The organism is uncultured Tateyamaria sp. (assembly GCF_947503465.1).
Taxonomy (GTDB): domain Bacteria; phylum Pseudomonadota; class Alphaproteobacteria; order Rhodobacterales; family Rhodobacteraceae; genus Tateyamaria.
Window position 1 is genome coordinate 502,537 of record NZ_CANNDN010000002.1, and the last position, 13,362, is coordinate 515,898.

The 13,362-nt window shown below is 65.3% G+C and carries 14 protein-coding genes; 5 read left to right on the plus strand and 9 right to left on the minus strand.

Translation table 11 applies throughout. From position 1 onward, the window contains the following. Positions 1-138: 138 nt before the first annotated feature. Entirely contained in the window at positions 139-1,113 is a 975-nt protein-coding gene (locus Q0844_RS15010; RefSeq protein ID WP_299046390.1) for an SDR family oxidoreductase, read from the plus strand. Here Q0844_RS15010 and Q0844_RS15015 read toward each other — a convergent pair. From Q0844_RS15015 to Q0844_RS15025, 3 genes are read right to left on the minus strand one after another with little or no spacing between them, the layout of a single operon-like run. Beyond that, positions 1,110-2,699 carry an alpha-amylase family glycosyl hydrolase gene (locus tag Q0844_RS15015; RefSeq protein ID WP_299046392.1) on the minus strand — a complete coding sequence of 530 codons (1,590 nt, stop codon included), beginning with the start codon at positions 2,697-2,699 and terminating at the stop codon, positions 1,110-1,112. The two genes, Q0844_RS15010 and Q0844_RS15015, sit on opposite strands and share 4 nt — an antisense overlap. Next, positions 2,689-3,546: an SDR family oxidoreductase gene (locus tag Q0844_RS15020; protein ID WP_299046394.1), complete on the minus strand. Its 858-nt coding sequence runs from the start codon at positions 3,544-3,546 to the stop codon at positions 2,689-2,691. Before Q0844_RS15020 ends, Q0844_RS15015 begins: the two co-directional genes overlap by 11 nt. A 32-nt stretch (positions 3,547-3,578) precedes the next feature. Next, positions 3,579-4,451 carry a formate/nitrite transporter family protein gene (locus tag Q0844_RS15025; RefSeq protein WP_299046397.1) on the minus strand — a complete coding sequence of 291 codons (873 nt, stop codon included), beginning with the start codon at positions 4,449-4,451 and terminating at the stop codon, positions 3,579-3,581. Positions 4,452-4,565: 114 nt separating this feature from the next. Here Q0844_RS15025 and Q0844_RS15030 point away from each other — a divergent pair, with 114 nt between their 5' ends. Continuing rightward, positions 4,566-6,038 carry a potassium transporter TrkG gene (locus Q0844_RS15030; protein ID WP_299046399.1) on the plus strand — a complete coding sequence of 491 codons (1,473 nt, stop codon included), beginning with the start codon at positions 4,566-4,568 and terminating at the stop codon, positions 6,036-6,038. A 6-nt stretch (positions 6,039-6,044) separates the two neighbouring features. After that, positions 6,045-6,701 (plus strand): TrkA family potassium uptake protein, encoded by a 657-nt coding sequence (locus tag Q0844_RS15035; RefSeq protein ID WP_299046402.1) that lies wholly within the window; start codon positions 6,045-6,047, stop codon positions 6,699-6,701. On the opposite strand, the gene Q0844_RS15040 is transcribed toward Q0844_RS15035, so the two are convergent. From Q0844_RS15040 to Q0844_RS15060, 5 genes are all read right to left on the minus strand, one after another. Further along, positions 6,692-7,312 (minus strand): DUF308 domain-containing protein, encoded by a 621-nt coding sequence (locus tag Q0844_RS15040; protein ID WP_299046405.1) that lies wholly within the window; start codon positions 7,310-7,312, stop codon positions 6,692-6,694. The genes Q0844_RS15035 and Q0844_RS15040 overlap by 10 nt on opposite strands. 43 nt (positions 7,313-7,355) lie before the next feature. Next, a complete protein-coding gene (locus tag Q0844_RS15045; protein ID WP_299046408.1) occupies positions 7,356-7,508 on the minus strand; it encodes a hypothetical protein in 153 nt (50 codons plus the stop codon). 77 nt (positions 7,509-7,585) lie between these two features. Next, complete coding sequence (locus tag Q0844_RS15050; protein ID WP_299046409.1) at positions 7,586-9,208, minus strand: phospholipase D family protein; 1,623 nt, start codon at positions 9,206-9,208, stop codon at positions 7,586-7,588. Between the two features lie 42 nt (positions 9,209-9,250). After that, positions 9,251-10,972 (minus strand): histidine kinase dimerization/phosphoacceptor domain -containing protein, encoded by a 1,722-nt coding sequence (locus Q0844_RS15055; RefSeq protein ID WP_299046410.1) that lies wholly within the window; start codon positions 10,970-10,972, stop codon positions 9,251-9,253. 322 nt (positions 10,973-11,294) lie between these two features. Then, positions 11,295-11,462 carry a hypothetical protein gene (locus Q0844_RS15060; RefSeq protein WP_299046411.1) on the minus strand — a complete coding sequence of 56 codons (168 nt, stop codon included), beginning with the start codon at positions 11,460-11,462 and terminating at the stop codon, positions 11,295-11,297. Positions 11,463-11,712: 250 nt separating this feature from the next. Between Q0844_RS15060 and Q0844_RS15065 the strand changes: the two genes are divergently transcribed. Further along, positions 11,713-12,072, plus strand: coding sequence for a DUF3140 domain-containing protein (locus Q0844_RS15065; RefSeq protein WP_299046412.1), 360 nt, complete (start codon positions 11,713-11,715; stop codon positions 12,070-12,072). A gap of 81 nt (positions 12,073-12,153) precedes the next feature. Further along, complete coding sequence (locus Q0844_RS15070) at positions 12,154-13,125, plus strand: amidoligase family protein (RefSeq protein WP_299046413.1); 972 nt, start codon at positions 12,154-12,156, stop codon at positions 13,123-13,125. 69 nt (positions 13,126-13,194) lie between these two features. Here the strand turns inward: Q0844_RS15070 and Q0844_RS15075 are convergent, their stop codons facing one another. Then, a complete protein-coding gene (locus Q0844_RS15075; RefSeq protein ID WP_299046414.1) occupies positions 13,195-13,335 on the minus strand; it encodes a hypothetical protein in 141 nt (46 codons plus the stop codon). Positions 13,336-13,362 lie beyond the last annotated feature (27 nt).

Below are 13,362 nucleotides of genomic sequence, written 5' to 3' on the forward strand. Positions count from 1 at the left end.
CGCGGCGCACGGTCGCACGCTGCACGCGCAATCGCCCGCGTCCCCGGCCCGTCCGCGTGGAACAGCCCTTGACCGGTACGCGTTCCCTTGTTGAAGCGTTGCCGTTCACGGCCGCGCACCAGAACTGGAGGCAAGCCAATGACAGATCGCGTCGCCGTCGTCGCAGGAGGCACAGCAGGAGTGGGCCGTGCCACGGTCGCCGCCCTGATCGACAAGGGGTATCGCGTGGGCATCCTGGCCCGTGGCCAGTCACGTCTGGACCAGTTGGAGACCGAATATGGCGACAAGGTCGTCTGCCGGACATGCGATGTGTCGGATGCCGAGGCCGTCGGTAGCGCAGGTGCCGAGATCGAAGAGCGGCTTGGCCCGGTTTCGGTCTGGGTCAACGCGGCGATGCAAACCAGCTTTTCGCCCTTTCCCGGCATGGGCCCGGACGAATTCCAGCGCATTGTCGACACCACGCTGATCGGTGCGGTGAACGGGACGCGCACCGCGCTGGCGCTGATGGAACGGCGCAACAGCGGGCGGATCGTCAATGTGGGGTCGGGCCTGTCCTACCGGTCGGTGCCCTATCAATCCGCCTATTGCGCGTCCAAGCATGGCATCAACGGCTTTACATCTGCCATCCGGTCCGAGCTGATCCGCGAAGGGTCACACATCACCGTGTCGCTGGTGCAGCTGCCCGCGCTCAACACCCCGCAATTCGACTGGGCGCTGAACCGCCTGCCCAAGAAACCGCAACCCGCGCCGCCCATCTTCCAGCCAGAGGTGGCGGCCCGCGCCATCCTGCGCGCGGTACGCGAAGGGCGGCGCGAATACTTTGTCGGCGGTTCGGTGCTGCAACTGGTGTTCGGCAACATGGTGCTGCCCGACTGGCTGGATCACAAGCTGGCCGACAGCGGTGCCGAAATGCAGAAGTCCGACAGCAATGAACCCGGCGGCCGCCCCAACAACATCGAGGGGCCGGTCTCCGGCGTCGAGGCGACGGCCCGTGGCCGGTTTTCGGACCGCGCAAGCAACAGCGCCCTGATCATCGACGCGGATCGCGCCCGGCTGATCGCGCTTGGCGTGCCATTGCTGCTGGTGCTGTGCCTGGGCCTTCTGATCGGTTAGATCACCGCCCAGATCGTGCTGCGCGGCGCGATCTGTCCCTGATCGGTCTGTTCCGCACTGCTCAGCATCCTGTGCCCGTCGGGGGGCAGATCGACTGCACGCGGCGCGTCGCCTGTATTTGCATACAGCAAGACAGTCGCGTCCGGGGTGGTGATCCGCGCCACAAACAGCGTGTCGTCGGCCACCTGCACCGCGATCTCGCCATCGGCAAGGCCCAGTGCGCGGCGCTGCGCAATGACGGTTTCATAAAAGCGCAGGACCGATCCGGGGTCTGCCCATTGGCGCGCGGCACCGCCGCCGGGCGGATGGATCACCGGCAGCCACGTATCGGACGCGGTGCTAAAGCCCCCTTGATCGGTCGTATCATCCCACACCATGGGGGTGCGGGCCCCGTCGCGTCCCGGCGGATCGGGCCAATAGGCCAGGTCGAACGGGTCAGTCAGCACCTCGCGCGGCAGATCGGGCTGGGTCATGCCCAACTCCTCGCCCTGATAAAGCAGCACAGCACCAGGCAGCGCGCAGAGAATGGCAATCATCATCCGCGCGTCACGGGCGCTGCCGTCCCCGGCGCGTGTGACCTGTCGCGGCTGGTCATGCGATGACAACCACCACGCCATTGGGCCGGGTGCGCCAAGGCGGTCCAGCACATCCTTGATGATCGTGCCCGACAGGCCCCGCTCCGGCAGGTCAATGGTGTATCCGGCATCCAGACGGTCCGGGCCGGTGAACTTCGTCAGCACCTCAATCGATCCGGGGCCCTGATTGATCTCTCCCAATAAATACGTGTCGGACCCGCACCATTCGCGGATGTCGCGGGTAAAAGCCGCGCACTCCTTGGGCAGCATGTCATGGTCGTGTCGCTGCATGGTAAACGGGTTGTTCCTGGGGCCGGGAATAAGCGCGCGCGCCGCGTCATCCGCGGGCGGGTTGTCGGGGAAATCGGGGTCGAAGAAAACGCTGGTGATCGCGTCAAAGCGGAAGCCGTCGACCCCCCGCGCGCGCCAGAACGATGTCGTTTCCTGCAACGCCGCGCGCACGGCATCGTTGCGATGGTTCAGACCCGGTTGGCACGGCAGGAACTGGTGCAGGCAATACTGCCCGCGCTGCGCGTGCCATTGCCATGCAGGGTGCCCGAAATAGGCAATCCAGTTCGACGGCGGGCTGCCATCCGCGCGCGCATCGGCCCAGACATAGAAATCCTCGAACTCCGGGGCGCGTTCCAGTGACGCCTTGAACCACGGATGCTGGTCAGAGGTGTGGTTGAACACCTGATCAATCATCACCAAAAGGCCCAGATCATGCGCCCGGCTGACCAACGCGTCAAAATCCGCCATCGTGCCAAAGCGGGGATCGACCTCGACATGGTTGGCCACGTCATAGCCACCGTCGCACATGGGCGAGGTGAAGAAGGGCGACAGCCAAATGCCATCCACGCCCAGCCGTGCCACATGGTCCAGCCGCCGTGTGATACCCGGCAAGTCCCCCTCGCCCGTTCCGGTACTGTCCTGAAACGAGCGGGGGTAGATCTGGTAGATGACGGGATTGGCGGGCCAGTTGCCGCGCAGCGGACGTGCCTTAGCTGCCAACGATCATGCCACCGTTGGGATGCAGCGTCTGGCCCGAGAAATAGCTGCCGTCGTCACTGGCAAGGAACAGGTAGGATGTCGCGACCTCCCACGGCTGGCCGGGGCGGCCCATGGGCACCTCGCTGCCGAAATCCTCGACCATCTCGGCGGGCATCGTGCCGGGAATGAAGGGCGTCCAGATCGGGCCGGGGGCGACGCAATTGACGCGAATGCCCTTGCCCACCAATTGCTGCGCCAATGACCGCGAAAAGGCGGTGATCGCGCCGCGTGTCGACGAATAATCCACCAGCGATGCCATCCCGGCAAAGGCGTTTACGCTGGCCGTGTTCACGATCGCGCCGCCTTCGGGGATGTGGTCAAGCGCGGCCTGCGTGCAAAAGAAATAGCCCATGACATTGCTGTCGAAGGTGCGGCGCAGATGCTCTTCGGTGATGTCGCGCAGGTCGGTTTCCATGAATTGCTGCGCGGCGTTGTTGATCAGGATGTCGATCCCGCCCAGCTTTTCACGCAGCGCGTCCATGGCGGCAAAGGCATCGTCACGGTCGCCGATATCGGCCTTGTGGGCAAAGGCGGTGCCGCCCTCATCCTCTTCGATGATGCGGCAGGTTTCCTCGGCGTCTTGATCCTCGTTCAGGTAGATGATGCCGACGCGCGCGCCTTCGCGGGCAAAGAGGACGGCCACGGCGCGGCCGATGCCGCTGTCACCGCCGGTGATGATGGCGCATTTGCCCCACAGCTTGCCGACACCGGCATGGCGTGGCGTCCAGTCGGGGGCAGGCTCCATCTTGTGTTCGTGCGCGGGCATTGACTCCTGCGCTTGCGCGGGGATCTTTTTCTGGTCGGCCATTGGGGAAGCTCCGGGCTGGGTGTGCTCCTGACTCAACCCGATCCTGACGTGCCGGTTCCGTGTGCGACCTCATTTTTCACCTGGCCCCACGCCAGCATTGTGAAAATGGCCGTGCCGCCCACGATGTTGCCTGCCAGAACGGGCAGGAAAAAATCGACAATGGCGGCGTAGGCACCCAACTGTCCCTGCCAGACCAGATATGCCATTTCGACGGACCCCGCGATGATGTGGGTCAGGTCACCGGCTGCGATCATCCATGTAAAGCCCAGGATGATGAAGAAGCCCCCGCTTTGCGACGACGGCATCATCCACACGATGGAGGCGACCAGGACACCGGCCGGGATACCGCGCACAAACCCCTGCCATGCGCCCATGCCCACCGCATGCGACGACAATTCCAGCAAGGACGCCTGCACGGCGTCCGACACCACATCCGGCAGTGACAGAAAGAACCCGGCGACAAAGGCGCCCACGACATTGGCCAGAAGAACCAGGGTCCAAAGGCGCAGCATCGCCACCAGGCAGGACCACGATTGCCGGTGCATCACCGGCAGGACGGTCGTGATCGTGTTTTCGGTAAACAACTGCATCCGCCCCAGGATCACGATCAGAAAGCCCAGCGAATAGCCAAGGTTCTCAACCAGAAAGGCGTGCGGCGTGTCGGGCAGATACGTGCGCAGCACCGCCTCGCCCCAGACCGAGAAACTGATGACGATCCCGGCGGCCATGCCGGACCAGACAAGGGACGATGTCGGGCGCTCCAGCTCTTCCTCGCCATCGCGGCGGATGACCTCGTAGATCAGGCGCGCGGACAGGCGCGTGGCCGTCTGGACCGACGCCTCGTCTTCGTCCGAATTGGTGTGTTTCGACGGGGGGCCGGATAGGGGCCGTTCGGAACTGTGCATAGTGGTCAACGCACCAGTCCGGGCAACGGTTCCGGCATGGTGGGGAACCATTTGGCGCGACGCGCATTTTTCTGGTATGAAGCCGTCCCTTCATCCCCTTCATCGAGACATCGCATGACGCGTGGCGATGCCGCCGATCTCGCGCGCCGGGGACAGGCGGCAGCGTCCGTGCGGGCACGTCCGGCATTCGTGGGCCGCGCCGTGCTGAACCAGACGCCGGTGCTGGCCGTGTTGGTCGGCGCGCCAGGTGTGGCCGCCCTGATCGAAGGCGAACGGCCGTTGGCCGCCGCGCTGCTGGCGCCGACCGTCATTCTGGCAGCACTTGGCGTCTGGTCACGGCAGTTCAAGACCGATGCGGACCTGCGCCGGATCGAGGCCGTCGCCACGCTGGCCCTGATCTTTGTCCTGTCGACGGTGCTGGCCGTTCCCGGCTTCATGGTGCTGGGCCTCGCCCCGCATGACGCGCTGTTCGAAGCGGCCTCCGGCATCACGACCACGGGTCTGTCCGTGGCCCGGGATGCAGAAAGCTGGCCGGTGTCGGCCCATTTCCTGCGCGCCTGGATGCAGTGGTGCGGCGGGGTTGCCATTGCGGTGGCCGGTGTTGCGCTGCTGATGGACAGCGGGCGTGCGGCGCAGGTGCTGGGCAAGCAATCGGTGGCGGGCACCGATTATCACGCCTCGACCCGGGCCAAGGCGCGTCTGGTGCTGATGGGCTATTCCGCCATCACCGCTACTGGTGTCGTCCTCTCGATCCCCCTGTTTCCCGGATGGTGGGAGGGGCCGATGGTCGCGCTTGCCGCCGTATCCACGGGCGGGTTCACGCCCCGCGACAGCAGTCTTGCCGACTATTCCCGACCCGCCCAGATCCTGACGCTGGCCCTATGTGTCGCCACGTCGCTGTCGCTGTTGTTCTATGCGGTCGCGGTCAAGCTGGGCCCGCGGGCCGCCCTGCGCCGGGGCACGGTCCGCACCACGCTCGCGATCCTTCTGGTGGGCAGCGTGGCCTATGTGCTGGGTCACGGCGTCCTGCACGGCTGGGAACGCGAGGCGCTGATCTCCGGTCTGCTCAATCAACTCAGCGCACAGACAACAGCGGGGTTCTCGACCGCGCCGCTGATGCCGTTCAGCCCCCTGATGCTTTTGCTGATCGTGCTGATGGCCCTTGGGGGCGATGTCGGGTCCACCACCGGGGGCATCAAGACCGCGCGCGCCAGCATGCTTTGGCGTATGGTGGCACTGGTCTTTCTGCGCCTGCGCCTGCCGGAACGGGCGCTGTCGCATCTCAAGATCGGGGACAAGCGCGCCGATGCCGAGGCCATCCTGTTCGCCGCCGCATTGCTGGCGCTCTATCTGGCCAGCGCCCTGATCTTCTGGGCCGCTCTGTACGCTGCGGGCCACCCTGCCCTGCCTGCGTTGTTCGACGCGGTATCGGCCCTGTCGGGCGTGGGGCTGTCGGCGGGGGTGATCGGGCCCGATCTGGGCCCCGGCCTGAAGCTGCTGGCCACATTCGCGATGCTCTTGGGGCGGCTCGAATTTTTCGTGCTGATCGCGCTCTTTCTCCCCTCGACCTGGTTTTCAATGAGGTAACACATCATGCACATCACCGTTCTGGGGGCGTCGCGCTTTGGCGTGGCGCTGGTGCGTCAACTGGTGGATGCGGATCACGAAGTCATCCTGATCGACATTGATCGGTCCCGGCTTGATGATCTGGCCGACGGGCTGGATTGCGCCATGGTCTGCGGCGATGGCACGCTGCCATCCACGCTGCGGGATGCCTATGGCGACGGGTCGGATGCCCTGGTTGCCCTGACAAACCAGGACGACGTCAACATCCTGGCGGCCATCGTCGGGCGCTCTGTCGGGTATGAGCGGGTCATCCCGCAGATCGTGCGCGCCGAACTGATGTCGGTGGCCGAGGAACTGTCGCTGGACGATGTGGTGACACCGCATGAAAGCCTTGCCGCGTCGATCCTGTCAAACCTGACCGACCACAGCGAGATGGACACGGACATGGCCCTGCACCGCGACCTGCGGATCGCGAACCACGCGGTGCCCGGCGCGCTGCATGGCTGCGCGATCAAGGATCTCGATCTGCCGGAAAACGCGCGGCCCGTGGCCCATGCAGGCAAGGACAAGGAAGTGTTTGCCGATCCCGACGTGACCCTGTCGGAAGGCGATCACGTGCTTTTTGTCGTGTCGTGCGACGACGCCGAGGCGCTGACCAAGGTGTTTGCGAAGGATCAGGCGTGACGCTCTGCGCCATGGGCCTCTGTGCGCGGACCTTCCTTGCCCGCGCGCACGGCCAGCGCAATCTGCAAGGCCCCCAAAAGCACAAGGTCCACACCCAGCATCACGCCCGGCACCCAGGCGGCGCTGAACGGCAGCCCGAAAAAGAGCAGAACAGCCAGCACAAGCGACAACAGACCTGCCGCCAGCATCCAGCCACCCCCATCCTGCAGCGCGCCCGCGCCGTAGTAGATGCGCAGGATGCCGCTGGCGGCGAAATAGGCGATCAGCAGTGTCGTCAGGGCCAACAGCCCCGCACCGGGCAGGACGAGTGTCATCACACCCGCCAGGATCGACACGAGGGACAGCACGAAAGATGCGGCCAGCGACCAGCCCGCGCTCCGACGCACGGCAGTGACAAGTCCCACCACGCCGCATGCAATCAACACCCACCCCGCAATCAGCGCCGCCGTCAGCGACGCCAGAAACGGCATCGCCAGCGCGATGACGCCCGCGACCACGGTCACGATCCCGACAAGACCAAGCAGCCAGCGGTTTTGCGCAGCATCCTTGCCAGCCCGAAAGGCCTGTTCCCGCCCGGGCGCGATTGTGTCGGTTGCTGTATCAATGGTCATTTGCGGTCTCCTTTGCGCGACAACGGAAAGATGGGATGACGGATCACTTGTCCGGGGCGTCCTTGGCCAGGCGAGATTTGGGCGCATCGTCGTCGTTCATGCGCTGTTCCGTCTTCCGCTTGCTGACCAGGGCAAACACGATGACCATCACCAGGGTGGCAAGGGCAAGCACGGCGAGCAGGTTCATAACATCCATTTTCAATCTCCGGTTTCATAACCTCGTTGCAGGTGAAACGCGGCACGCAGGGCAGTTGTTCCCGCCCGCAGGGGGCGCTAGACCATCGCGTCCGGGATACCGGGCAGGGGGCGCCCGAAATCTCTGGCGGGCGCGCGGTCATGCGGCACCAGAAAGCCGGTGCGCGCGTCGGGCCTGCAATCGGCATTGCGGGAAATGACATCCCGAAAGGCCGCGACAGCGCGCGCGGGGTCATAGCATGCGGGGTCCGCATCCGGCGAAAGCCAATGGTCGAACACCCGGTTCCGCAGCCCGCAGACATCCTGCGCGCGGTCCAGAACGACACCGGCCTCGGTGTCCCATTTCAGGCTGCGGGCGTTCATGTTGGCAGAGGACACGATGGCCCCGGCATCATCAAAGACCGACACCTTGGCATGCACATAAATAATGGGCGATCCGCACAACGTGTCCCGCCCGCGCCCCGCCACGCGCACCGGCTTGACCGGAGAACACAGCGCCAGCCGCGTCCCGAAGCCATCGCTGACCCGGTCCAGCGCGCGCGCCTGCTGGTATTCGCCAAAGCGCGCGTCCGACCCGGTATTGCCGTCAAAGGCCACGTCCTCGGGCGCGCCGGGCAGGATCAGGATCAGGCCCAGGTCCGGGGTTTTCTGCGCCGCCTCGGCCAACGCGTCCGCGATGCGTACGTCCCGAAAGAACTGGGTTTCCAGATAGATCAACTGCCGCGCCTGCCCGATCATGTCGAAATGCGCGTCGGCCAGTTCGCAGACCAGCGGTTGCGGGCCCAGATACGGTGCCTCCATCCGGCGGCGGCGCGACAGGGTCCGCCGCAGGTGCGAGGTTTTCGGCACCTCACCGTCGTCCGCCACCGCATGAAGGAATGTCTCCAGATGCTCCTGCGCCTCTTGCACGACCGCACCGCGACACATCAGCTGGACATCGTGCCAGGTTTCGTCCCGGCGGCGGTTGTGGCCCTGGTCGTCATAGCGGCGTTCATCCAGGTCAAGCCCGCCGACACACAGGCGGGTCCGGTCGAACACGGCGATCTTCTGATGGTGTGTGCCGGGCACCAGCGGCGGGGGCGGCCATTTGCGCGCGCTCAGAGTGCCGCCAGCGCTTTCCTTCAACCACGGCCGCAGGCCCGGGCTGCATTGCAGGCGGCGCGCGCGCTTGTGGGATGGCATCGCATTCAGTTTGCGGGCCAGCCGCGCGATCTCGCGCACGGTGCGGGGCCACAGCAGGGTGCGGGGCAGGATCCCCACGCGGCCCGAATGCGTGGCATTGACCACATGCAGGTCCGCGTCCGGTCCCGCCGCCTCTCCTGCCGCAATGAAGGCGCGGCGCGCCGTCCACGCGGCACAATGCAGCTTTGGCGCGAGGATCGGATCAAAGTCGGCCAGCACCATGTTGAGGCGCACACCCCTGCGCAGCACATGCACGATCAGGTCGAACCATGTGTCGCCGATGGCGCGTCCTTCGTCGCTGCGCAGTTTGGTCCCCAGATCGAACACGCGGTAGCTGGCCCAGATCTCACGCTCGGCGGCCAGAAAGGCGCGTTCCATCTCGGGATAGGTTTCCGCCGCGGTGATGAGGATCTGCACATCCGACAATGCGGGCGTTGGTGGCCGAGGCGCAGACGCGCCCGTGCCGGTGTGATCGAAATGTGCCTGCACCATCGTCTCCGGTCCGCCTGTCCACTGCAAGGTCCAACGCGGCAGGCCCCCTCTTGTTCCCGCCGAAGTCCGTTACAGCCGGTCAAAGACAAGTTCGACAAAGTAACGGTCGCTGTCCCGGTCCTGCCGCAGGCTGCCCCCCACTTGCAACGCAAAGGCCTGGATCAACCGCGTCCCAAGACCGGACTCTCCGGGCCCCGACGCGTCCCGCGACAGCGAGTTTTCGACCCTCAGGCATATCTGCCGGCCCGTGTCGCCGCCTGTTCGCTTCATGGAAACGGCAATGAAAACAGGATCATCCACCGCACCGCTTGCGTGCTTTATGGCATTTGTCAGCGCCTCGGTGACCAGCATGGCCAATGGGCCCGCCTGGTCCGGCTCCAACGTGACCTTGTCCAGATCCAGCCGCAGGTCGATCTGTCGATGCACATCGGTGTTCAGGTTGACGTTCTGACGGGCCAGATCTTCGAGCAGCTGATCGGCGCGCAGCTTGGACAAGGACGAGGTTTCGTACAGGTCCTGGTGAAACTTGGCGAGGCTCGACAGCCGTTGCTGCACGCGGCGCAGCGCATCCTCGGCTTCCGCACCGACATCCTGACGGATCTGCATGTTGATGATCGAGGACATCAGTTGCAGGTTGTTCTTCACCCTGTGGTGCACCTCGCGCAGCAGCAATTCGCGCTCGTGCACCTTTTCTTCCAGGTCTGCCTCGTCGCGCACAACCTTGTCGGCGACCTGTTCGAACGTCTCGCCGATCTCCTGCAACTCGCGCGGGGCGTTCGGGATGGAATTGGCCCGGAAGATCGCCCGTCCATCGGCAAAGCTGCGCATTCGCATCCGCAATGCGCGCACCGGCCCGATGACCTGATGGCGCAGCGCCATGATGGCCACCATCAGGCTGGCCAGCCACATCAGCAAGGGAAAGGACGCGGCCCGCAGGATCAGCGGCAGATCACCCGTGTTCAGGCGCGGCACATCCCAGATGCCCAACGCATAGGCCCGACCGGGCACAATCGGCGCAAGCGTGTAGTCGCGGCGCTGACCGTCCACGCTGACAGCGGAAAAGACGCGCTGCCCGCCGCCGACAAGGGCGGTCAATCCGCCCTCGGCAGGCAACAGGGGCGCGACCGCGTCGCGGTCGCCGCCGGTTGTCAACACCTCCCCCTGCCCGTCAAAGGTGATCAGGGTCAGTTCCGGGTCGGCATCGGCCCGGGCGCGGGTTTCGGCCAGCGGTGTGGTTGGAAAGGACAGGGACACGAACCCCAGAAACGTGCCGTCGCGCGTGCGCACCGGCTGGCTGACGATCACCACGGCCTGGTTCGATACGCTGCCGGACGGGTTGAACGTGACATCCGCCGCGCGTGCTTCGAACACCTGTTCATTTGCGGGGTTGTCCGAAAAGTCGAAGCGCCGATCGGCGCTGTTGCACGTGGTTGTCTGATCCATTTCGATGAAACTGGCAAAGGCGAACTTGGGGTTCTGCCTGACCGCGTTGCGCATGGCGGCGACGCAACCCGCCGGATCCGCCAGCAAGGCCGGGATCGCATTGCTCAGCCCGAGGGCCAGACCGAAGGCGTGGGTGATCGCCTCGGTTTCGGGCCTTGCGGCACGCAGGGTTTGCGCCGCCAGGCTTTGACGGTAGGTGTCGCGCGCGGTGTCGATCGCTGACCAGGATTGCAGGATGGCGATCACGCCGAGGGGCAGCAGGGCCAGCGTCAGCAACGCCCCGATGCGAAACGTCAGCGACGTGCCGGTCGTGACCGCGGTGTCGCCACTTGAAGTGTCTGATGTCACTATATTGCCTTTTACGTACTTCGAGCGTCGTTGTGACCCTGTCATCGGGCAGGATGACATGTTTGGCGACCATGTCCATGAGGTCCGCACGTCTTTTGCGGACGCGGTTGATCCGGTCGTCTGACCGTGCCGACCGGCCGCAGACACGGGGAACGCCTGTGCGTGCCCGATCGCAACATCTGAAAAGCAGGCCGCCCTTGCTGCGCCACCGGTGCAACGGGCGATGTGCCGATGTAACCAAACGCATCACGCACCGCGCCCGTCGCGCGCCCCGAATGCGGATTGCGGGCGTTGTGCAGGGTCGCCGTTCCGCAGGTTGCAATCACGGCCTTGTCGCCGCGCCGGGCGTGTCCCGCAGCGCGTCCAGAAGGGCGCCCAGCCGGCGGGGCACCGTGCAATCGGGTGCGCCTGTGGCATAGGCCCGCCGCAAGGGTCCCTTGATCGCTGCCATGTGCCAGCGCGTGATCTGGCGTTTCGGGGTCTGCGCCATGTGCCGTTGCCTCGATGATTTTTATTTGGTCTTGTGGGCAAACCCGTCACCGGCATGATTTGTTCCGGTGCGCCCGCCGACCGCCGCGACAGCCGGTCTGCAGGCCCCGGTCCGGCGGATAACGCGAGGCGTCGCAGTCTGCGGGGGGCCAGACCCCGCCGGATGCGACACCCCGTACGCGGCGCTGCAACCAAAATCACCCCGGCCGCGTTCCACCCGTGAACCCAAGCTGCAACAACGGAGCCCCGGCATGTCCTCTTCGAAATCACGCGACCAGATCTGGAACGAATGGCGGGCGCAGGTCAACATGAGCCCGTCCGAGATCGAGGCGTGGCTGGACACGGACGAGAGCAAATCGGTCGGCGACACCGGCGACGCGCGTTCAACCGGGCGCGCATCCGCCAAGCGGATCGTCAAGATCAAGCGCACCAACAAGGACGACCTGACCGATGATCAATGGGACCACATGGCGACCGTCGTGGGCTACATCAACCGCCATTGCAGCCAGGGCGGGCCGGAGGAGGATGTGGACCACAGCAAATGGCGCTATTCGCTGATGAACTGGGGGCATGATCCGCTGAAATCGGATGGCTGTTCGGACGCGGCGTGACGGGCAGGCCGCCTGCCCGTCTCTCCGCCCCCGACGATCTGTTGACATCCGCTGCTGACCGGCACCACACAAGGCCCTGACATGTCCCGCACCGATCCCCCCTTTGCCCCGCTGCCCCATCCGCACCGGCCCGATGGCACCGACCGCCGCGTCGGTGTCGAGATCGAGTTTGCTGGACTGACCGAAGACGCCACCGCCACGCTGGTGCGCGACGCGTTGGGTGGCGACATCCACCGCGACGCGACCCATGACCTGCATGTCAGCGGGACGGAGCTGGGAAAGGTCAAGATCGTCCTCGACACGGCCCTGCGCAGGCTGGGGGACGCGGGACCGGTCGACAAGGTTCTGGATGCCCTGCGCGGCCTGATCCCGGTCGAGATTGTCACCGATCCCCTGACCCGCGATCAGCTTGTCCAACTGGATGCGTTCCGCGACACGCTGCGCCGACACGGGGCGGTGGGGACAACGGACGGGGTGCTGCTGGGCTTTGGCGTTCATCTGAACGTGGCCATCACCGACACGCAGGATCCTTTCACCTGGGACACGGTGCTGGCCTTTGCCCTGATACAGGGATGGCTGCGCCGCCAGATGCCAATCGACGACACACGGCGGCTGATGCCCTTTGTCGCCCCCTGGCCGGATGCCTTCGTGACAGAGCTTGCCCGGATCGGTCCGGCATCCACCCTTGACGCGGTGCGCGACCTCTATGCGCAGCACTGCAACAGCCGGAACCATGCGCTGGATCTGCTGCCCATCTTCCGCCACGCGGATGCAGAGGGGTTTGACCGCCTGTTCCCGAACCAGTCCAACACCACGGGCCGCCCGGCCTTTCACTTTCGCCTGCCCGATTGCCGCATAGACGATGCCGCGTGGTCGCTGGACCTGGAATGGCAGCGTTGGCGTCTGGTCGAGCGGCTGGCCGCGGATGCCGATACGCTGTCCGCCCTGACGCACAAGCGCCGCGCCTGGGCTGCTCAGGGCGCAGGCAAGCCCGGCTGGACAGATGTCGTGCAGGAGGTGCTTGGCGTGGACTGGGCCGCGCTCACGCCCTGACGCTCAGCCTTTCTTTTCGTCGTCCACATGTCGGGTCACGTCATCCTTGGCCTTCGGTGCGGCAAATCCTTACCGCGCATCCAGCAATTGCAACACGTGGCGACGCCCCTCGGGCGTTCTCTCCAGCGCGTCCAGGTCAAGATCAGGATGTTCTTTGCGTAACGATCTTTTCAGCGCGGGCCAGTGCGCCTGGATGCCGTCCCAGTTCATGTCCGTTCTCCCCCATGACGCGGGAAG